This is a genomic window from Streptomyces sparsogenes, assembly GCF_001704635.1.
Taxonomy (GTDB): domain Bacteria; phylum Actinomycetota; class Actinomycetes; order Streptomycetales; family Streptomycetaceae; genus Streptomyces; species Streptomyces sparsogenes.
Window position 1 is genome coordinate 31576 of sequence record NZ_MAXF01000022.1, and the last position, 20116, is coordinate 51691.

Annotated in this window: 20 protein-coding genes and 1 tRNA gene; 7 read left to right on the plus strand and 14 right to left on the minus strand. The window is 72.7% G+C overall.

Annotated features, from left to right (window positions below):
* Positions 1-203 precede the first annotated feature (203 nt).
* Positions 204-1145: a LysR family transcriptional regulator gene (locus BBH68_RS04095; RefSeq protein ID WP_245737881.1), complete on the plus strand. Its 942-nt coding sequence runs from the start codon at positions 204-206 to the stop codon at positions 1143-1145.
* A gap of 162 nt (positions 1146-1307) precedes the next feature.
* The gene (locus tag BBH68_RS04100) at positions 1308-2081 is read left to right on the plus strand and encodes a GNAT family N-acetyltransferase (protein ID WP_065958876.1); all 774 of its coding nucleotides are present in this window, start codon (positions 1308-1310) and stop codon (positions 2079-2081) included.
* Positions 2082-2165: 84 nt separating this feature from the next.
* Here the strand turns inward: BBH68_RS04100 and BBH68_RS04105 are convergent, their stop codons facing one another.
* Both BBH68_RS04105 and BBH68_RS04110 read right to left on the minus strand, forming a co-directional pair.
* On the minus strand, positions 2166-2615 hold the full coding sequence (locus BBH68_RS04105) for a 2-thiouracil desulfurase family protein (protein ID WP_065958877.1): 450 nt from the start codon (positions 2613-2615) through the stop codon (positions 2166-2168).
* 98 nt (positions 2616-2713) lie between these two features.
* Positions 2714-2785, minus strand: a tRNA-Val gene (locus BBH68_RS04110).
* Positions 2786-3129: 344 nt separating this feature from the next.
* Here BBH68_RS04110 and BBH68_RS04115 point away from each other — a divergent pair.
* From BBH68_RS04115 to BBH68_RS04120, 3 genes are all read left to right on the plus strand, one after another.
* A complete protein-coding gene (locus BBH68_RS04115; RefSeq protein WP_104531215.1) occupies positions 3130-4386 on the plus strand; it encodes a coiled-coil domain-containing protein in 1257 nt (418 codons plus the stop codon).
* A 75-nt stretch (positions 4387-4461) separates the two neighbouring features.
* Complete coding sequence (locus BBH68_RS38945) at positions 4462-4683, plus strand: FmdB family zinc ribbon protein (protein WP_076971001.1); 222 nt, start codon at positions 4462-4464, stop codon at positions 4681-4683.
* A 196-nt stretch (positions 4684-4879) separates the two neighbouring features.
* The gene (locus BBH68_RS04120; protein WP_425428770.1) at positions 4880-5686 is read left to right on the plus strand and encodes a DUF4383 domain-containing protein; all 807 of its coding nucleotides are present in this window, start codon (positions 4880-4882) and stop codon (positions 5684-5686) included.
* Here BBH68_RS04120 and BBH68_RS04125 read toward each other — a convergent pair.
* The 3 genes from BBH68_RS04125 to BBH68_RS04135 are packed head-to-tail and all read right to left on the minus strand — an operon-like array spanning position 5646 to position 8248.
* Positions 5646-6257 (minus strand): O-methyltransferase, encoded by a 612-nt coding sequence (locus BBH68_RS04125; protein ID WP_065958901.1) that lies wholly within the window; start codon positions 6255-6257, stop codon positions 5646-5648. The genes BBH68_RS04120 and BBH68_RS04125 overlap by 41 nt on opposite strands.
* Positions 6258-6317: 60 nt before the next feature.
* Complete coding sequence (locus BBH68_RS04130; protein ID WP_065958879.1) at positions 6318-6971, minus strand: response regulator; 654 nt, start codon at positions 6969-6971, stop codon at positions 6318-6320.
* Positions 6962-8248, minus strand: coding sequence for a sensor histidine kinase (locus BBH68_RS04135; protein WP_065958880.1), 1287 nt, complete (start codon positions 8246-8248; stop codon positions 6962-6964). Before BBH68_RS04135 ends, BBH68_RS04130 begins: the two co-directional genes overlap by 10 nt.
* A 134-nt stretch (positions 8249-8382) precedes the next feature.
* Here BBH68_RS04135 and BBH68_RS04140 point away from each other — a divergent pair, with 134 nt between their 5' ends.
* Complete coding sequence (locus BBH68_RS04140; RefSeq protein ID WP_065958881.1) at positions 8383-9006, plus strand: DedA family protein; 624 nt, start codon at positions 8383-8385, stop codon at positions 9004-9006.
* A 64-nt stretch (positions 9007-9070) separates the two neighbouring features.
* On the opposite strand, the gene BBH68_RS04145 is transcribed toward BBH68_RS04140, so the two are convergent.
* The 3 genes from BBH68_RS04145 to BBH68_RS04155 all read right to left on the minus strand — a co-directional run bounded on the left by BBH68_RS04145 (position 9071) and on the right by BBH68_RS04155 (position 13954).
* The gene (locus BBH68_RS04145; RefSeq protein WP_342673114.1) at positions 9071-9856 is read right to left on the minus strand and encodes an HAD family hydrolase; all 786 of its coding nucleotides are present in this window, start codon (positions 9854-9856) and stop codon (positions 9071-9073) included.
* Between the two features lie 152 nt (positions 9857-10008).
* Positions 10009-12648 carry a phosphoribosyltransferase gene (locus BBH68_RS04150; protein ID WP_065958883.1) on the minus strand — a complete coding sequence of 880 codons (2640 nt, stop codon included), beginning with the start codon at positions 12646-12648 and terminating at the stop codon, positions 10009-10011.
* A gap of 115 nt (positions 12649-12763) precedes the next feature.
* Positions 12764-13954, minus strand: coding sequence for an HpcH/HpaI aldolase/citrate lyase family protein (locus BBH68_RS04155; RefSeq protein WP_065958884.1), 1191 nt, complete (start codon positions 13952-13954; stop codon positions 12764-12766).
* A gap of 232 nt (positions 13955-14186) precedes the next feature.
* On the opposite strand from BBH68_RS04155, the gene BBH68_RS04160 reads away from it, so the two are divergent.
* A complete protein-coding gene (locus BBH68_RS04160) occupies positions 14187-15278 on the plus strand; it encodes a TerD family protein (protein WP_065958885.1) in 1092 nt (363 codons plus the stop codon).
* Positions 15279-15322: 44 nt separating this feature from the next.
* Here BBH68_RS04160 and BBH68_RS04165 read toward each other — a convergent pair whose 3' ends face one another.
* The 6 genes from BBH68_RS04165 to BBH68_RS04190 form a co-directional block, all read right to left on the minus strand.
* Positions 15323-16051, minus strand: coding sequence for a TerD family protein (locus BBH68_RS04165; protein WP_065958886.1), 729 nt, complete (start codon positions 16049-16051; stop codon positions 15323-15325).
* Positions 16052-16157: 106 nt separating this feature from the next.
* Positions 16158-17318: a DUF475 domain-containing protein gene (locus BBH68_RS04170; protein WP_065958887.1), complete on the minus strand. Its 1161-nt coding sequence runs from the start codon at positions 17316-17318 to the stop codon at positions 16158-16160.
* Positions 17319-17370: 52 nt separating this feature from the next.
* On the minus strand, positions 17371-17946 hold the full coding sequence (locus BBH68_RS04175) for a TerD family protein (RefSeq protein WP_065958888.1): 576 nt from the start codon (positions 17944-17946) through the stop codon (positions 17371-17373).
* Between the two features lie 229 nt (positions 17947-18175).
* Entirely contained in the window at positions 18176-18751 is a 576-nt protein-coding gene (locus BBH68_RS04180; RefSeq protein WP_065958889.1) for a TerD family protein, read from the minus strand.
* Between the two features lie 144 nt (positions 18752-18895).
* Positions 18896-19354, minus strand: coding sequence for a peroxiredoxin (locus BBH68_RS04185; RefSeq protein ID WP_065958890.1), 459 nt, complete (start codon positions 19352-19354; stop codon positions 18896-18898).
* 139 nt (positions 19355-19493) lie between these two features.
* The gene (locus BBH68_RS04190) at positions 19494-19931 is read right to left on the minus strand and encodes a DUF3052 domain-containing protein (RefSeq protein WP_065958891.1); all 438 of its coding nucleotides are present in this window, start codon (positions 19929-19931) and stop codon (positions 19494-19496) included.
* Positions 19932-20116 lie beyond the last annotated feature (185 nt).

Consider the following 20116-nt stretch of genomic DNA (forward strand, 5'->3'; position numbering starts at 1 on the left):
CGAGTCCCCTCCCGTCACTGCCGTGGGGAACCAGGACCATCTGGAGCCGCCCGCAGGCGCAACGGCTCCAGACCACAACGCCCTCGCTGGTGGTGTGCCGGGAAACGATGGTGTTCGCGCTGGTGTTCATGGCAGCAGGATGAACCCGGTCGACCGTTGAGGTCTATTGCATGTTTTCCGGGTGCTGTGTGCAAAATGTTTTCATGATTGACCTGCGCCGGCTTCACATGCTCCGCGTGCTGCGCCAGCAGGGCACGGTCACCGCGGCCGCCGAGGCCCTGCACCTCACCCCGTCGGCGGTCTCCCACCACCTCCGCGAGCTCGCGCGCGAGCTGAAGGTCCCGCTCCTGGAGCCGCAGGGCCGCGGCGTCCGGCTGACCCCGGCCGGGCACCTGCTCATCGACCACGCCGACGCGCTGCTGGCCCGGTGGGAGGAGGCGCAGGCGGAGCTGGAGTCCTACCGGGCGGGTACCACCGGACCGCTGCGCCTCGCGGGCTTCACCACCGCGATCAGCGGCCTGATCGCCCCCGCGGCCGGGCGGCTGCGGCACAGCCACCCCGACCTCCAGGTGCGGGTCCGCGAGTGCGAGACCGCGGAGAGCATGGACCTGCTGGTGGCGGGCGAGGTGGACATCGCGGTCGTGGAGCCCATCGAGGACGGCCCGCCGCCGGATGACGCCCGGTTCGAGCAGAGCCCCCTGCTGGAGGAGCCGCACCTCATGCTGGTGCCCGCCGACCACCCGCTGGCACGGGCGGCGTCGGTGCGGCTGGAGGACGCCGCGGACGAGGACTGGATCGTCTCCGACCCGGGCGCCTGCGACCACGCCCAGCGGGTACGGATGCTGTGCGCGGCGGCCGGATTCTCGCCCCGGATCGTGCACGCCGCCACCCACTGGCCGGCGATCTGGTCGCTGGTCGGAAACGGCCTGGGCGTCTCCCTGGTCCCCCGGCTGGCCGAGGGCCCGGCGGGCCAGGCGGTGGCGCGGATGCCGCTGTCGGGCGGGAACACGCCGACGCGCCGCATCCTCACCTGCGTACGCCGGGGCAGCCGGCGAAACCCGCTCATCGACCTCGGGATACGGGCGCTGGAAGAGGCGGCACGCGACCACGAGCCGAGGAACGACCGCCCCCGATTCGCCGCCTGACGGCTCGCCCGCCACGGGCCGGGGCGGAGGGTAGCCGGAGCGGCCGGCCGAGCCACCGCGCGCCACCCGGGCCCCTGCAGGGGGCTCAGCCACCGCGCGCCACCCCGGGCCCCTGCCGGGGGCTCAGCCACCGGGTGTGACACCGCTCCATACACTGCCCCCATGTCAGCCACGGATCTCGAGCGCATCGCGGCCTTCCGCTCGTCCTTCGCCCGGCGTCAGGCCGCCGTGGTGACCGAGGTGCCCGGTGGGGTGGCGGTCCTGGACCAGGAGTACGCGGCTTCCCATGAACACAACCAGCTGATCGTCGAGGGGACTTCGGCTCCCCCGGAGCTCCCCGCCCTCGCCGACACCGTTCTCGGCCACCTGGGCCACCGCCGGATCACGGTCCTCGACGACGCCGTCGGCACCGCCTGCGCACCGGCGCTCACCGCGGCCGGCTACTCCCATGACACCGAGCTCGTGATGGCGTACTCCGGCTCGCCCGCCGCCGTCCCCCACCCGTCCGTGCGGACGGTCACCCTCGCCGATCTGCGCCCCGCTCTGCTCCGCCGGCAGCGTGGCTGGATGCCCGAGGCCGACGACGCCGTGATCCGCCAGCTCGCCGACCGCAGGACGGCCCGGCTCCGCGGCGCCGACGAGGTCCGCTTCCTCGCCGTACGCGACGGGAACGGCACCGTCGCCTCCTGGGCCGACCTCTACCTCGACACGGCCGAGGGCATCGCCCAGATCGAGGAAGTCGTCACCGCCGACACCCACCTCGGGCGCGGCTGCGCGGACGCCGTCCTCGCCACCGCCCTGCACCACGCCGCGGGGTGCGGCCTGGTCTTCCTCCTCGCCGACCTCCATGACTGGCCGCGCCACTGGTACGCCCGCCGTGGCTTCACCCCGGTCGGCCGCTCCCACGTCTTCACCCGGACGCGAGCCGGAAGCTGAACCTCCGGCGCCGGGGCCGTCGATGCCGGTGGGCCGGCCGGGGCCTCGTCCAACTCCCCGCGTGCGGCGGCGAGGCCGGCGACTTCACACGCCGGGTGCGGGCCGCACGGTGACGCCGTTCCGTTCGAGCAGCGCCGCCGTCACCCCGTCGCCCGGCACCAACTCCCCGGCGAACGATCCGTCATACACCACGCCCCGGCCGCACGAAGGACTGCGCGGCATCAAAAGCGCCTCCGTGCAGCCTCCCCGCCGCGCCGCCTCAAGTGCGCGCTGAGCTCCGGCCACGAACGCCTCGGTTACGTCACGCCCGGTGTCCTCGACGACCCGCGCCGTCCCGTCGAGCACGTCGTGCCCGTCACCGCCGACCAGCTCGGCAGGCCTGCGCGGAGTCGTGAGCCCGCCCGCGACCTCCGGGCAGAAGGAGACGACTTCGCGGCCGGCCACCGCCTCCTCGAACTCCGGCGAAGCCTTGTGCCGCCCGTCGAACCGGCACGGCACCCCGCGCAGACACGCGCTCACCAGGATCGTTTCCATGCCGCCAGGTTAGCCACGCGCTCGGCCCCTCTGCCCCCGCCTCGGCTGCGAGACGGGTCGAGGGGCCGAATCAGGCTTTCACCTGCGGTCATTCACGGTGGGCGCAGACGGGTTCGAACCGCCGACATCTGCCTTGTAAGGGCAGCGCTCTACCGCTGAGCTATGCGCCCGGGATGAGGTGCCAGCCTACATTGTCCGCGCCCCGGCATCGCAATCCCGTGGGCGGGCGGAAAGGGGGCCGCCCGGCCGCGAACCGAACGTCACGCCTGTTCGTCAGTGACGGGTGGGAGAATGACAGCCGGGCCTGGGGCGATCCATGTGGGAGAGGGAAGTGACGGCGACATCCGCGCGGTCTGCGCGTCCAGTACGTCGTCGGCGTGCGGTGCGCGGGCCGCGGGCGGTGGGGCGTCCGGGTGGGCTGGGGCGCCGGGTCGGCGAGGGGGTTGTGGGGGCCGTCGTGGGGCGGGCCGTGGTGGTGCTGGCGCCGTTGTCGCTGCTGGTGGCGGTGGTGCCGATGACGTTCGCCGGGGGCGGGGCGCGGCGGTGGTTCGGGGGGCGGGGGGAAGGACAGCGGGCGCAGGCGCAGGCGGCGAAGGACGAGGCCGCGGCGGCGTTCTACGAGCTGGACACGGCGCAGCGCGATCTGCGGATCTCGATCGAGACGATCACGGCGGTGGACGACTCCCCCGCCGCCCGGCGGGCGGTGGCCGACTTCGAGGCGCTGGGGCAGCGGATCGACCAGGTCAGCCGGGACTACATCACCGCCGTGGACGCCCATGACCTGGACCGGGACGGCCTGGACGCACAGGCGGCCTCGCGCGCCCGCGCGGACCTGGTCGGGGCGAAGGACGAGCTGCGGCGCGCCAAGGCGGATCTCGACCGCTTCGCGCAGGGTCTCGGCCCGCTGCTCGAGCAGGCCGAGACCCAGCTGGCGCGGCTGGCGCCCGCCGTGGAGCGGGCCCGGCAGGCGCTGCGGGCGGCGAGCGACGCGCTGGACGCCGTACGGGGGTCCGGGCTGCGGGCCGACGACCTGGCGGCGCGGCTGGCCGCGCTGGCGCCCGAGCTGACCAAGCTCAACGAGGGGGCGGGCCGCCACGGTGTGCAGCAGACCATCCGCCGCGCGGACGAGGTGCTGCGCCGGGCGGAGGCGGTGCGCGGCGAGGCGGAGCGGCTGCCGGAGCGGGCCGCGGAGATCGACCGGCGGCTGGTGTCGCTGCGGACCCGCGCCCAGGCGATCACCACGCGGACGGAGGGCGTCGAGCCCGTGCTGAGCGAGCTGCGGCGGCGCTACAGCGCGGCCTGCTGGCAGGATCTGCAGTCTGTCCCCGAGCAGGCCGCGCGGGATGTCGCTCGGGCCGAGACGAAGCTCAAGGAGGCGCAGCAGGCGCGGGACGAGCAGCGCTGGGCCGATGCCACGGCCCTGCTCGCCACCGTACGGGCGCTGCTGAACACCACGGACGAGGCGGTCTCGGCCGCCGGCGAGCGGCTGCGGCGGCTGGACGAGGTGTCGTACGACCGGGGCAAGGAGATCGAGCGCACGCGCTTCGCGATCCGCGACGCGCAGCGGCTGGCGATGGCCGGCCGCGACACCCCCGACCCGCGTCACGCCCGGCCGCTGGACGGAGCGGTGGAGCGGCTGGACCGGGCGGTGGCGGGCCTGGAGGGGCGGCATCCGGACTGGTGGCACTTCCTGTCCGAGACGGAGGCCGTGCGGCAGACGGTCGCCCATGTGGTGCAGGAGATCCGTGAGGAGCGCGGGGGCGGGCGCTGAGCGGTCCCCCGGCGGGGGCGGGGTCCCGCACCGGACCCGTGTTGTCCCGCGCCGTCCCTGGCTATGCTGCGGACCATGCCTCGCTATGAATACCGATGCCGCGCCTGCGGGACCACCTTCGAGCTGAACCGGCCCATGGCCGAGTCCTCCTCGCCCGCTTCCTGCCCGGACGGGCACGACGACACGGTGAAGCTGCTCTCGACGGTCGCCGTCACGGGAGGCTCCTCCGCTCCGGCGCGGGCGCAGGCCTCCGGCGGTGGTGGCGGCGGCTGCTGCGGGGGCGGCTGCTGCGGTTGAGCGGGCCGGGCCGGGGGCGGATCCTGGGAGGTACGTACGCAGGTACGGCCTCGACCGCGCAGCACCGTGAGGCCGGGGTCTCCGCGCGCGGCAGGGGTAAAGCCCATCAGCCCGAAGGAGGCCGGACATGGCCACTGGTCGCCCCTCCCCCATCGGTCCGAGTCCAGCGGGGATCGGACGCCAGTTCCCGGAGCGGATCGGCGTCCGTACCAAGCTCGACGAGCATCTGCCGACCGACCACGCCCTGAGCCAGGTCTACCGCGTCGGCGCGGGGCTCACCGGCCTGGTGCTGGTCGCCTTCGGCAGCCTGGGCCTGGCCCACCAGATCGGTTTCTTCGACACCGGCGGTCACACCGTCGCCGGGCTGAACACCGACGGCGCGCTGAGCGTCCTGTCCATCGTCATCGGCGCGCTGCTGTTCGCCGGCATGGTCATCGGGGGCAACTTCGCCTCGACCCTCAACATCGTCCTCGGCGTCGCGTTCCTGCTGAGCGGTTTCGTCAATCTCTGCCTGCTGGAAACGCCCTACAATTTCCTGGCCTTCCGCCTCCAGAACGTGCTGTTCAGCTTTGTGGTCGGCCTGATGCTGATGTGGTTCGGCATGTACGGGCGGGTCAGCGGCGGGTTGCCGCACGACAATCCGTACTGGCGGGCCCGCCACCCCGAGCTCGCCCGGCGCGAGGCGCAGGCCCGGGAGGTCCGGGCCGGGACGCCCGGTAAGTGGGGGAAGCTCGATCAGCCCCCCGGAGGCTCCCCCGGCTCCTCCCGCGACGTCTCCCCCGGTACCTCCGCCGGTACCTCCCCCGGTACCTCCGCCGAGCGCCGGGCCGAAGGGCAGCGGCGGCAAGGCGGAGGCGCGGAAGCGGAAGGCGGGGAGCGGGGAGAAGGGGGAGGAGGCGGCAGGGAAGGCCGGCACCCGCACGCGCGGCGCCTCGCCCGGCGGCTGCTCCGCCGCCGCAGGCTCAGCGGCGGCGCGCCAGAGTCAGCCCGTCCGCGACCGTGAGCATGACCGCCTCCATGCGGTCGTCGGCGGACACATGCTCGTTGAACGCCTTGATCGCCGCGCCCGAGCCCGTGGCCCCGGGGTCGACGACGGAGCCGTGGAAGAACACGTTGTCCGCGACGATCAGCCCGCCCGGGCTCATGCGCGGCACCAGCTCCTCCCAGTACGCGACGTAGTTGCCCTTGTCCGCGTCCAGGTAGGCCAGGTCGATGTGCGGCTCGGCCGGCATCGCGCGCAGCGTGTCGAGCGCGGGCGCGATCCGCAGGTCGATACGGTCCGCGACCCCGGCCTTCGCCCAGGCCTCGCGCCCGTACGCCGTCCACTCCTCCGATACGTCGCAGGCGATCAGCTTGCCGTCGGCGGGCAGCGCCTGCGCCATGGACAGGGCGGAGAAGCCGGTGAAGGTGCCGACCTCCACGATGTGCCGGGCGCCGGTCAGCCGTACCAGGAAGGCCAGCAGCGGGCCCTGCTCCTCGGCCGACTGCATGCCCGCGACCTCGGGGAGCCGGGCGTGGGTGACCTCGACGAGCTCGCGCTGGACCGGGTCGAGCGGCGGGTTGTGCCCCAGCATGTAGGCGTACAGCTCGTCCGTGATCGGCGTGCTCTTGCTCTCGGCCAACTCAGGTCCCCTTCAGCTTCCCAGATAGCGCAGGACGGCCAACACCCGGCGACTGTAACCCGAACTCGCGGGGAGTTCGAGCTTGTCGAAGATCGCATTGATGTGTTTTTCGACGGCGCTGCGCGAGACATGCAGCCGCTCCGCGATGGCCGTGTTGGCGTGGCCCTGCGCCATCGCGTCGAGGACGTCGCGCTCGCGCGGGGTGAGCCGGCCGAGGGGGTCGGTGTGGGTGCTGCGGGCCAGCAGCCTGCGGACGACCTCGGGGTCGAAGGCGGCGCGGCCCGCCGCCACCCGCTCCAGGGCGTCCAGGAACTCGTCGACCTCCACCACCCGGTCCTTGAGCAGATAGCCGACCCCCGCGCCGCCGTCCTCCGAGGTCAGCAGCTCGGTCGCGTACCGCTTCTCCACGTACTGCGACAGCACCAGCACACCGATCCCGGGGTGCGCCCGGCGGATCTCCAGCGCGGCCCGCAGCCCCTCGTCCGTGTGCGTCGGCGGCATCCGTACGTCCACCACCACCGCGTCCACGTCGGGGTGCAGCGCCACCGCCTCCACCAGCGCCGCGCCGTCGCCCACCGCCGCCACCACCTCGTGGCCCTCCTCGGCGAGCAGCCGCACCAGTCCCTCGTGCAGCAGCGTCGAGTCATCGGCCAGGATCACGCGCATGGCAGCTCCGCGCTGATGGTCGTGGGGCCGCCGGGCGGGCTGGCCACCCGCAGCCGGCCGTCCAGCCCCGCGACCCGCCGGGCCAGCCCCAGCAGCCCGCCGCCCGCCGGGTCCGCGCCGCCCTTGCCGTCGTCGGTGACCCGCACCAGCAGCAGCCCGCCCCGCGCCGTCGCCTCCCCTGCCGCGCCTGCCTCCGGCCTTCTTGCCTCCGCCACGCCCGCCCCCGCCTTTCTCGCCGCCGCCACGCCCACCTCCGCCACGCCCTTGTCCGCATCGCTCCGGGTGAGCGCCACCGTGAGGTGCTCCGCACCCGCGTGTTTGATCGCGTTCGTCACCGCCTCGGCGACCACGAAGTACGCCACCGTACGGACCGCCTCCTCCGGCTCGGCCGTCAGCCCGTACTCCAGCCGCACGGGGATCGGCGAGCGCTCGGCGACCGCCTCCAGCGCCGCCCGCAGCCCGGCCTCGTCCAGCGCGGTGGGGTAGACCCGCCACGCCACCTCCCGCAGATCGGTCAGCGCGGCCCGGCTCTCCTCGTGGGCCTGGACCAGCAGGGCGCGCGCCTTGTCGGGGTCCTGGCTGCGGCGCGCCCGGCCGAGCAGCATGCCGAGGGCGACGAGCCGCTGCTGCACCCCGTCGTGCAGATCCCGCTCGATACGGCGCCGCTCGTCGTGCACCGCGTCCACGACCCCGGCGCGGCTGGTGGACAGCTCGTCGATCCGGCGCCGCAGGGCCTCCTGGGGGCTGGGGCCGAGGAAGTGGCGGGCCAGCTGCCCCTCCAGCAGCGCGACGCCGACGATGCCCTGGAGGGCGAGGAAGAGCAGGAAGAGCCCGCCGACCGCCGAGGCGGTGATCGTCATCCACTCGCCGCCGCTGATGAGGAACCAGCCCCACAGCAGCAGGCTGCCGTACGCGGCGCCGACCGCCACGGAAGCCAGCACCAGCCCGCCCAGCAGCCCCAGTGACCAGCGCACCGCCATGTACTGGCGGGCGCCGCCGTCGTCGTAGTCGGCCGCGATGTCCTGGCCCAGGAAGCGGGACAGCCGGCCGCGTTCGGCCTCCGCCAGCCGCCGGGCCCCGGCCGTCACCGCGCGCTCCACGCGCCGCCGGGCGGCGGGGCGCCCGCCCGGCCAGGCCCGTACGCCCAGCAGGGCCGCCCCCGCCACGGCGGCGCCCGGCAACTCCACGACGGCGGTGCAGGCGCCGATCAGCAGCCCGCCGGCCAGACGCCACCCGCGCCGCCATCCGCGCCGCAGCAAACTCCCCCATGTGCCCATGGACGGCCACGCTAGCGGGGCGCGTGGTCCCGCACACTGAGGATTTCCGCAGGTTGTGGGTGCGGTGTGCGGCCGAAGGGCCGGGTGGGCGCCCTCATGGCCGCCGGGCGGCGGGGTTTCTAGCGTCATCGGGCATGAGCGATCGGATCACCGACTGGGCCACCGGCCTGATGGACACCCTGGGCGCGCCCGGCGCGGGCGCCGCCATCGCCCTGGAGAACCTCTTCCCACCCCTGCCCAGCGAGGTGATCCTGCCGCTGGCGGGATTCGCCGCCGCGCGGGGCGACATGAACCTGTACGCCGCGCTGCTGTGGACCACGGCGGGCTCGGTGATCGGGGCGCTCGCCCTGTACTGGGCGGGCGGGCTGCTCGGCCGGGACCGTACGGTCGCGATCGCCGCGCGGCTGCCGCTGGTGAAGGTGGCGGACATCGAGCGGACGGAGCGGTGGTTCGCCCGGCACGGCACGAAGGCCGTGTTCTTCGGGCGCATGGTGCCGATCTTCCGCAGCCTGATCTCGGTGCCGGCCGGGATCGAGCGGATGCGGGTGCCCGTGTTCCTGGCGCTGACCACGCTCGGGAGCCTGATCTGGAACACGGTGTTCGTGCTGGCGGGGTACGCGCTGGGGGACAACTGGCATGAGGTGACGGACTACGTGTCGGTGTACTCGAAGGTGGTGGCGGGCGCTGCGGCGCTCGGGGTGGCGGTGTTCGTGGGCGCCCGGGTGCTCCGGCCGGGGCGGGGGAAGCGGCGGGGGTGACGGGGCCGGGGGTGACGGGGGCCGCGTGGGCTCCGGCCCGGGGCGCGGGGCGGGCCCGCGTGGGTCAGGTCGTGGCGGTGCGGGCCGTCGCGGTGCGGGCCGTCGCGGTGCGGGCGCCCACCGCCCGGGCCGCGAACGCCCGCAGGATCTCCTCCCCCGCCGCCACCCCCCGCTCCGGCAGCGCGGTCACATGCGGCGCCGTCCAGCCCTCGTCGGCGAGCTCGCCGTGGCCCGGGCGCCAGGCGCGGTCGGCGGCCAGCAGGAGGTCGGCGTCCAGGAGGGAGTCCCCGGCACCCAGCACCTCCCCCGCCCCGGTGCGGCGGGCGACCTCGGCGACCGCGGCGCTCTTGGTGAGCGGCTTCGGCACGGCGTAGATCTTGCGGCCCTGAAGCGAGACCGTCCAGCCGCGCTCCCCGGCCCATTCGGCCAGCTCCTTGACGTAGTTCGCGGGCAGCAGGGCCCGCTCCACGACGAGGTAGGCGAACAGGTCCTCGGCCACCCGCTCCTTGAGCAGCCACGCCGGGTCCGCGGTGCGGAGGAGGTGGGCGCGGACCTCCTCCAGGGGCGCGCACGCGGCGTCGAGACGGTCGCGTACGGACGCCTGCCAGTCCGGGTCGGACTCGCCGTCCACCAGCAGATGCCCGCCGTTCGCGCAGATCGCGAAGCGGGGGGCGGGGCCGGGCAGGCGGATGCGGCCGTACTGCTCGCGGGTGCGGGTGGTGGTCGGCACGAAGACGGAGGTACGGGCCAGCCCGGTGAGCAGCTCGGCCGCCGTCTCCGTCATGTACGACAGCGGCTGGTGGCCGTACACCTCGACGCACAGCAGGCGCGGCGCCTCGGCGTCCGGCATACGGAGGGCGAGCGCGGCGGCGGAGTAGATCAGCGTGCGGTCGAGGTCGCTCGCGATCAGCACGGGTGGCTCGTGCCCCGGCGCGCGGCTCGTACCCGGGCTCGGCTCGTGGCCCGGTCGGCCGGTGGCGTGGCTCGGCGGGTGGCTCGCCATCACGCGGTCACCGCCTTGCCGTCCGCGCCCGTCGCGCCGCGCGTGTAGCGGGGGTGGATCAGGCCGACGCACGAGTACGGCAGGCCGTCCACCTCCTCCACCGGCACCCCGCGCTGCTCGGCCAGCAGCCGCACATGGGCCAGGTCCGCCCCGGCGCCGCGCGCCGCGAGGATCTTCCACGGGACGCGGCGCAGCAGGACCCGCGTCGTCTCGCCCACGCCCGGCTTGACGAGGTTCACGTCGTGGATGCCGTACTCCTCGCTGATCCGCTCCACGGCCGCCCAGCCCTCCCAGGTCGGGGCGCGGTCGGCGGCCGCCAGCTCCTTCGCGTCGGCCGCGACCTGGTCGGCGACCTCGTCGAAGCGGGCCGTGACGGTGTCCAGGAAGAGCCCGGAGACATCGGCGCCGGCCAGCTCGCGGTAGAACTTCGCGCCGTGGAAGTCGTCCGGCCCGACCAGGTCGGCCCGCAGCACGGTGCGCGATATCAGCCCGGACACGGTGGAGTTGAGGCAGGCGGAGGGGATGAGGAAGTCGTCGCGCGTGCCGTACGTGTCCACGCAGCGTCCGGGGTCGGCGAGCACGGCGATCCGCGGGTCGAAACCGGGGTACGGGCGTACGGCCGCCGCCAGCTCGCGGGTGATGGCGCCCTTGCCGGTCCAGCCGTCGACGAACACCACGTCGGCGGGGTCGTGCCGGTCCGCCAGCCAGCGCAGCGCGGTGGTGTCGATGCCGCGGCCGCGCACGATGGAGATGGCGTAGTGCGGCAGGTCGAGCCCGTGCGCATGACGCGCCCAGCGGCGCATCAGCACGCCGACGGGGGTGCCGGCCCGGGCCAGCGAGACCAGGACGGGGCGCGGCGAACGCTCGGCGAGCACGGTCTCGGTGACCGCGCCGACCGCGCGGGCGATGCGCGCCGCGGAGGTGGTGAGCGCGGCCCGGAACAGCGCCTGGTACTCCTCGGTTGGCTGGTACTCGACGGGCAGCGACTCCGCGTAGTGCGCGCCGCCGCTCTGGATCGCCTCCTCGCGCTCCTCGGTGGGCGCCTCGAGGGTGACCTCGGAGAGGTCCTGCAGCAGCCAGCCCACATCCTCGGGGGCGTACGAGGAGAACGCGGGGCCGCGCAGCGGTTCCGGCAGCGGCGGTCGTGACATGGGGGGTGCCTGTCGGTCGGGGGTTCGGGCGGAGGTTCGGGCCGGGGTTCGGGTGGGGGTGTTCGGCGTGTAGGACGGCACGACGGCCAGCAGGAGCCGGTCGGTGTGCGCGGCGAGGTTGGCCAACAGCCCGCCGGGCGCGTGCAGTTCGGGGGTGTCGGCCACCGAGTCCACGACGGCGACGATCGCGTCGAAGCGGCGCGCGGGGTCGCCGCCGGGAGCGACGTTGTACGCGTAGCGCTCCCCCGGGCCGTCGGCGGGCGCGTCGTGCGCGGGGAAGGCGAGGCGGGTACGGATCGCGTAGCCGGGGTGGTCGACGGCCAGCACGGGTGAGCGGGTGGTGGTCGAGTACCGCACCTCGGCACCGGCCGGCCCGGTGTCCAGCGCGGTGTCCGGCCCGGTGTCCAGCGCGGTCTCCAGCGCCTCGGCGATCCGCAGCGGCGCGTACATCAGCTCCTCGAAGCCGAGGACGAGGACGCGCCGGGGAGGCGCGGCGTCCGGCGCGGCGGCGCGCAGCGCTCCGGCGATACGGGCGGCCATCCCCGGAAGCGCGGCCTCCAGCCGCTCCCGGTGAGCGGGTGTGAACCCGTGTCGCCCGCCATCGGGCAGCCCGCCCGGCCAGCCGAGCGCGACCCGGACCGCCTCCGTCCGGCGGGGTCGTCCCGCACGCACCGGCCCGGGCGCGGGGGCGGGCACGGGCCCAGGCGCAGCCGCGGGCCCCGGGGCGGGCTCAGGGCCGGGCGCCGGCGTAGGCGCGGGCGCCGGGTCGTCCGCCCCGGGGTGCGCGGTGGCGGCCTCGTGTTCCTCGACGAGGCGCCGGCCGCGTTCCAGGACCCCCTCGGGGAGCCGGACCGCGCCCGTCGCCGCGGCGATCAGGTCCACGCGCGCGCCGAGGTCGGCCGCGAACGCCTCCAGGTGGGCGCGGTCCTCGGGGGAACGCATGTCGACCAGGGCGACCACCACGTAACGCTCGCGCGGGAAGCGCCGGTGGAGCGCGGCGATCGTGTTGAGCACCGTGCGGCCGGTCGAGAACTCGTCGTCGACGAGGACCAGGGGGCCGTCCGTGGCCAGCAGGTCAGGGTCCTCGGGGAGCAGGAGGTGGGACGTGGCGTGGCTGTGCTCCTCCTCGAAGCCGCCCACCGGCGCGACCCCCGCCACCGGGCGGCGGGTGGAGTGGAGGTAGGGGGCCAGGGCCAGGCCGTCCGCGACGCTGTGGCCCAGGCCCGTCGCCGTCTCCGCGTAGCCGAGGACGACGGCGCGCGCCGCGTCCCGGTCGCCCAGCAGCTCGCGCACCCGGCGCCCGAGCCGTACGCCGGCGCCGTGGACGGCGCTCGGCCGCTGCGGTACGTGCTTGCCGAGCACGTTGGAGACCAGCAGATGCGCGCGCTTGGGGTTGCGCCGCAGCGCGAGCCCCAGCAGTTCGCGCAGCTCGTCGCCGCCTTCGAGGCCGACTCCCAGCCGGTCCGCGACCCACTGCCCCGACCACATCACGCCGTACGCCCCATCAGCCCCGTCAGCCTTCTCAACCCCGTCAGCCCTCTCAGCCCCATGGACACCTTCGGTCCTCTCGACACCCTCGGCCAAGCCTGCCCTGTCAGCCCCGTCATCCCGTGCGCAGCCCCGCCGCCAGCAGCTCCACGAAGCTGATGTGCTCCCGGGCCACCCCGAACACCTCGGCCCGCCGCAGGGTCCGCTCGGCCCACGCGCGGTGCGGCTTCACCTCGTTCATCTTGTTGGTGTAGGCCGAGCGCAGCACCCCGCCCCCGCCGCGCTCCGGTTCGAGGATGTCCACGGCGTCGCTGTATTCCTCGTGGCTGACCACCGACAGGGCGTGCACGGGGGTGACGTGGGTGGGGTGGATGCAGGTCTTGCCCTGGAGGCCGTTGGCGCGGTCGAGTTCGATCTCGCGCAGCAGCCCGTCCATGTCGTGTTCGATGAGCGCGGTGCGTAGCGAGGACGCGGCGCGGCCGGTGAAGGGGCTGAGGCGCAGCTGGGGCTTGAACATCCGCTCGTGGGGCTTGAAGTACTCCCACACCGGCCCGGTGACCGTGAAGCCCGTGCCGTCCGCGCGGCCCAGCATGTTGACCACGTCCGCGATGACGGAGGCCACGAGCTGTACGTCGTAGGCCGTCATGTCGGGGGCGCGGCGCAGCCCGTACGCCGAGCACAGGTCGGTGACGCCGAGACGGAGGGCCAGGATCCGCTCGCGGTACTTGTCGACGGTGCGCCCGATGCCGACCAGGGTCTCGGTGCGGGTCTCCCGGTGCATCAGCTCCGGCGATTCGAGGACCGGCATGGCATACAGTCGCCGCCCGCCCAGCGCGGCGGTGGCCTCCTCGGTTTCGGCCGATATCAGCGCCTCGAGGAAGGGGACGCCCCGCTCCTCGGTGAACTTCGGCAGTACGAATCCGGACAGCAGCCGAACGGCCGTTCCCAGCCGCTGGACGAGGTCGACGATCTGCTCGGGGGTCCGGACCCGGATGAACAGCAGGGGCAGCGGGGTGTGGGGGCCGCGCGCCGCGAGGTCGCCGAGCTGGCGTACGAGGTTCTCCTCGCCTTGCGGGACCTCGTTGTCGTCGATGGAGTCCTCGAGGCAGATCACCATGGAGGTAACGCCCTGAGCTGCCTGCTTGGCGATGTCATCGGCGAGTCGGGGCCGGGTGGCCGGGCTGTAGAGGGTGGCGCCGAGCGCGACGGCGAGCGTGTGGGCCGGGGAGTCGGCGGTGAATTCGACCGGCTCCCGGTAGAAGAGATCTTTCCGCACCTCGGCCGACAGGTGTCCAAAATGCCGCATAGCTCTCCCTGCACTGCCAATGCCCGCGCTGGCCGATCCGGCCCGGTGGTGGCCGATAATCGTACGTGCGGCGACCGGTCAAAAGTTCCCCAAGAGCGTGAAAATCACGTAACTCATGTGCGTCCGGCGCGTGTCCGGGATACTGGCCCATCTTCTCCTCCTGACACTTTTCCGGCCCCGGAGCGGCCCCCTGCGTTGTCCCGACCAGGGCCGGGAGGGCAGGATTGCGGCCATGACCCACGCGATGCTGAAGGGATCGAACATCCCGCTGGAGGCCGCCGCCGTACGGGCCGTGCTCCGCTGGACCCCCGGCACGGACGTACCCGACGTGGACGCCTCGGCGCTGCTGCTGGGCGCGGACGATCGCGTGCGTTCGGACGAGGACTTCGTCTTCTACAACCAGCCGCGCCACCCCTCCGGCCTGGTCCGGCACCTGCCCAAGACGCGGGTGGGGGAGCGGCTGACGGACACCGTCGAGGCCGATCTGACGGCGCTGGAGCCGGCCGTCCACCGGGTGGTGCTGGCCGCGTCCGCCGACGGCGGCAGCTTCGGCCAGGTGCCGGACCTCAGCCTGCTGCTGTACGACGCGGCGGGCGCGCCGGGCGCGGAGCCGATCGCGGAGTTCGCGGTGGCGCCGGAGACCGGCAAGGAGACCGCGCTCATCTGCGGCGAGCTCTACCGGCGCGGGGACTCCTGGAAGTTCCGCGCGCTCGGCCAGGGCTATGAGTCGGGGCTGGTCGGGCTGGCCACGGAGTACGGCATCTCGGTGGACGACGGCGAGGGCGGCGGCGAGGCGTCGGGCACCGGCGAGAGCGCGGCAACCGGCGCGGGCGGCACCGGGAGCACGGACGGGGGTGGGCCCGAGGGCTCGTCCACCACCCCGCCGTCGCCCATGGCGGCGCAGGACTCCCCGCTCGGCTCGGCGGCGCCCCCCGGCCCCTCCTTCGCGCCGGACTCCTGGGACGACTCCCAGTTGACCCAGCCGATGGTGCCGCCCACACCGCTCCCCACGGCCGGCTACGGCCCGGTCCCGACCGGCGCCGTGCCGCCCCCGCCGGCCGCCCCACCGCCGGCCCAGCCCCACCCCCAGCACCAGCCGCAGCCCGGCTACGGCTATCCGCAGCAGCCTCCCGCCCAGCCCGCGTACGGCTATCCCCAGCCCCCCGCGCAGCCCCCGGCGGCGCAGCCCGCGTACGGCTACCCGCCCCAGCCGGCGTACGGCTATCCGCAGCAGGTGCAGCGCACGCAGCCCATACCGCCGCCCCCGGCGCCCGACCCCCACTTCACGCTGCCGCCGCAGGGGCCGCAGTTCCAGCACCGGTAGACGGGCCGGGCGCGGCCGGCGGCCGCGCCCTCAGGCCTTCTGCCTCAGACCTTCTCCTTGTAGCCGCGCCCCCACTGAAGCCCCCACCCGTAGAGCCGGTCCAGCTCCGCCTGGAAGCCGTAGACGTACTTCACCTCGCGGCGGACCAGCATCTCGCCCTTGACGTTCTCGATCATCACCACGGCGCAGGAGCGGGCCTGCGGGGCGCGCTCGTGGAGCTCGATCTCCACCCGTGGTCCGTTGCTCGGGTAGAGCGTCACCATGCCGTGGGTGCGGTCGAAGGCCGGGGTGCCGTCGTAGATGTAGACGAAGACGAGCAGCCGCTTGATGTCGTCCTTGTGGTCCATGTTGATGTGCATCGTCTCGCCGGATCCGGACCCGAACCGGTCGTCGCCGCTGAGCTTGACGTAGGGCGCCTCGTTCAGGTTGCCCAGGAAGTTGCCCAGCGGCTGGACCACGCCCTTGGCACCGCTCTGCAGCTCGTACATGCAGGCCAGGTCCAGGTCGACGTTGACCATCGCGGGACCCTGGGCCTGCACCACCTCCGGCTTGAACATCCGCAGCGGATTCCGCAGCCCGCCGCGCCCGGCCCTGTCGTTGAAGTCCGAGGTCCGCATCCGCCAGGAGAGGTTGATCCGCAGGTTGCCGCTCACCGCCCCCTGTTTGGTCAGCGATATGGTCTGGTGTCGCCTGGTGAGCTGGACCACGCCCGAGGCGTCACCACTGTCGAAATCACGCCATGCGCCCCGTCCCCAGTTGCTCCAGAACGGCATTGTGGCCACCCCCACCAATCAGCTACTCACAACGGCCCGCGGGGCGGGTCGGGAGACCAGGACTCCCGACCCGCCCCGCTCGAAGCGTTCCTCAAACGGACCCGCGTCACACTCCGGACGCGACTTCCGTCTTGCTCTTGGCGTCCTCGCCGCCCTCTGCCGCCAGCCGGCGGTTGCGGACCACGGAGGACCAGTAGGAGGCGCCGATGAGGACGATGCCGACCAGGCCGGTGATCACCTCGTTGATCTCGTACTTGATCGTGATCAGCAGGATGACGGCGAGCGCGCCGATGGCGTAGTGCGCGCCGTGCTCCAGGTAGACGTAGTCGTCCAAGGTGCCCTTGCGGACGAGGAAGACGGTCAGCGACCGGATGTACATGGCGCCGATGCCCAGACCCAGCGCCATCTCGAAGATGTCGTTGGTGATCGCGAAGGCGCCGATGACGCCGTCGAAGGAGAACGACGCGTCGATGACCTCGAGGTAGAGGAACAGGAAGAACGCGGCCTTGCCGGCCAGGCCGACCACCGTGGCGCCCTGGCCGCCCTTCTGGGCCCCGGAGGCCTCCTTGGCGGCCTTCTCGGCCTCCTCGGCTTCCTCCGCCTCTTCCTCTTCCTCCTCCAGCCTGTCCTCGAAGTAGCCGGAGATGCCGCCCACGATCAGATAGGTGAGCAGACCGGCCACGCCGGCCAGCAGGACCGTGGCACTCTTGTCGCCGCCGCCGTGCGCCACGTCGGTGGCGAGGGTCATGGCGGTCACGAGCAGCGCCAGCAGGGCGACGATGATCGAGAGCGTCTCCAGCTTGCCGAGCTTGGCCAGCGGCTTCTCCAGCCAGCCCAGCCACCTGATGTCGCGGTCCTCGAAGAGGAAGTCGAGGAAGATCATCAACAGGAAGACCCCACCGAACGCCGCGATCGCCGGGTGCGCGGCGGTGACGAGGTGTTCGTACCGGTCCTTGTCGTTGATCGCCAGCTTGACGGCCTCCAGCGGCCCCATCTTCGCCGTGATGGCCACGATGACCACGGGGAAGACGAGCCGCATGCCGAAGACGGCGATCAGGACGCCGACGGTCAGGAAGATCTTCTGCCAGAAGGCGTTCATCTTGCGGAGGATGCCCGCGTTGATGACCGCGTTGTCGAAAGAGAGTGAGATCTCCAGGATCGAGAGGATCCCGACGATGGCGAGCCCCTTCCACCCCCAGAGGACGCCGGCCAAGGCCAGACCGCCCGCCGTGACGGCGAACGACCAACCAAAGGTTTTGAGGAGCACTGGCAACCCAATCCTTCTTCGTGAGGTCTCCCCCGCGCGTTATTACGCGGCTTTACGAAACGTTGACCCCGAAGTCTAGAGCGATGCCGCGCAGACCTGACGCGTACCCCTGCCCCACGGCTCGGAACTTCCACTCCCCGCCATAGCGGTAAACCTCGCCGAAGATCATCGCGGTCTCGCTCGAGGCGTCCTCGGAGAGGTCGTAGCGGGCCAGCTCATTACCGTCGGCCTGGTTCACCACGCGGATGAAAGCGTTGCTGACCTGCCCGAACGTCTGGCGCCTGGGGTCCGCGTCATAGATCGACACGGGAAAGACGATCTTGTCGACCTGCGCCGGGACCTTGGTGAGGTCGATCAGGATCGACTCGTCGTCGCCCTCGCCCTCACCGGTGAGGTTGTCACCGGTGTGCTCGACCGAGCCCTCGGGGCTCTTGAGGTTGTTGTAGAAGACGAAGTACTCGTCGCCGAGCACCCGCCCCGACTGGCACAGCAGCGCGCTGGCGTCGAGGTCGAACGGTGCTCCGGTGGTCGAGCGCGCGTCCCAGCCCAGGCCGACCATCACCTGGGTGAGATTCGGCGCGGCCTTGGTGAGGGAGACATTGCCTCCCTTGGCGAGGGTAACGCCCATGATCGTGGTTCCTCCCCTGGTGTCGCGAGGTGCGCGTGAAGCGCGAGGTGCGCGTGGAGCGCGGAGCGCGCGGGCGGCGTGTGGGGCGCCCCGAGCGCGCGGAAGCGGCCTTAGCAGCAGCGCGTCCGGCGCCACGCTCCTGCCGGTGTGCAGGGGCGCGGCACCGGACGCGCGGGCGGTGCGGTGCGTACGCGGACGTACATGCGCCGGTGGTGCTGCGGGCGGTACGTCAGACGTTGACGCCGAAGTCCTGCGCGATGCCGCGCAGGCCCGAGGCGTACCCCTGGCCGATCGCCCGGAACTTCCACTCGGCCCCGTGCCGGTACAGCTCGCCGAAGACCATGGCGGTCTCCGTCGAGGCGTCCTCGGTCAGGTCGTAGCGGGCGAGCTCATTGCCGTCGGCCTGGTTGACCACGCGGATGAACGCGTTCCGGACCTGGCCGAAGCTCTGCTGGCGGTTCTCGGCGTCGTAGATCGAGACCGGGAACACGATCTTGGCGACATCGGCCGGCACACCGGCCAGGTTCACCTTGATCTGCTCGTCGTCGCCCTCGCCCTCACCGGTGAGGTTGTCACCGGTGTGCTCGACCGAGCCGTCGGGGCTCTTCAGGTTGTTGAAGAAGACGAAGTGCTGGTCGCTGGAGACCTTGCCTTCGGCGTTGGTCAGCAGGGCGCTGGCATCGAGGTCGAAGTCAGTGCCCGTGGTGGTGCGGACGTCCCAGCCCAGACCCACGGTGACGGCGGTCAGGTTCGGGGCTTCCTTGGTCAGCGAGACGTTGCCGCCCTTGCTGAGGCTGACTCCCACGAGTCCTCCCAAAAAGGTTCGTCAGGAGCACTGCGTGCCCCTTCGTTGCTATGCCGGGTGCCGGGGCGCCGCCCGGGTGAGGCCGGGGGCGCCCGGTGATCCCATCAGGATCAACGCGTCGATCCTAGTGAGCGGTTCCCCTCGTCACAGGGTTTCCAGGGCCTTCACGTAGTCGTTGAGGTCCCGGGCGTCGGGGAGGCCGTTGACGACGGTCCAGCGGACCACGCCCTCCTTGTCGATCACGAAGGTGCCGCGCACCGCGCACCCCTTCTCCTCGTCGAAGACGCCGTAGGCCCGGCTGGCCTCGCCGTGCGGCCAGAAGTCGGACAGCAGCGGGTACTCGAGCCCCTCCTGCTCGGCGAACACGCGCAGCGAGAAGGGCGAGTCGTTGGAGACGGCGAGGAGCTGCACATCGTCGTTGACGAACTTCGGCAGCTCGTCGCGCAGGGCGCACAGCTCGCCGGTGCACACGCCGGTGAAGGCGAACGGGTAGAAGAGGAGGACGACGTTCTTCTCACCCCGGAAGTCGGAGAGCCGGACCGTCTCCCCGTGCTGGTTCTTCAGTTCGAACTCGGGGGCCTTCGCACCGACCTCTATCGCCATGGATGGCATTCCTTCCCTGGAGTTTCCGGATTGGCTGACCGGGGACCACCCTACGCGCAGAGCCCCCCTCCGATCGGTCCGGAGGGGGGCTCTCAGCGGGGTGTCGCGGGGCCGTGCGCCGACGGCCCGCCGCACCGGCTCAGCGCTTCGACTTGGCGGCCTTGGGGGTGACCAGACGGCTGCCCGTCCAGTCCTTGCCCGCGTTGAAGCTCTTGGTCTGGGACAGGCCGGCGGTGGTCGCGGCCTCGTTGATGTCGCTCGGCTCGACATAGCCGTCACGGCCGGTCTTGGGGGTCAACAGCCAGACCGGCGCGCCGTCGTCGATCATCCCAATGGCGTCCACCAGCGCGTCCGTCAGGTCGCCGTCGCTCTCCCGGAACCACAGCACCACGGCGTCGGCCACATCGTCATAGTCTTCGCCGACAAGCTCCTGGCCGGTGATCTCCTCGATGGCCTCGCGGAGCTCCTGGTCGACATCGTCGTCGTAGCCGATCTCCTGGACCACCTGATCGGGCTGGAAACCCAGCCTCACGGCAGGGCTGGTCCGCTCCTCCGCGTGGTCCGCGGTCGCGCTCACGGATTGCCTCCTGTCATCTTGCGTTCATTCCTCGAGTCGCTGTACGCCACGCGCGTACGCGGGGCATGGGGCGTAGTCCACACGGGCCGGGCGGATCGCGCAAGTACCTGGCCAGCGATCCCGCCCAAACGTGGGGGGTCCCCCCATACGGCGTTCAACGGAGTATTGGGGGAGTGTCGTCGCAA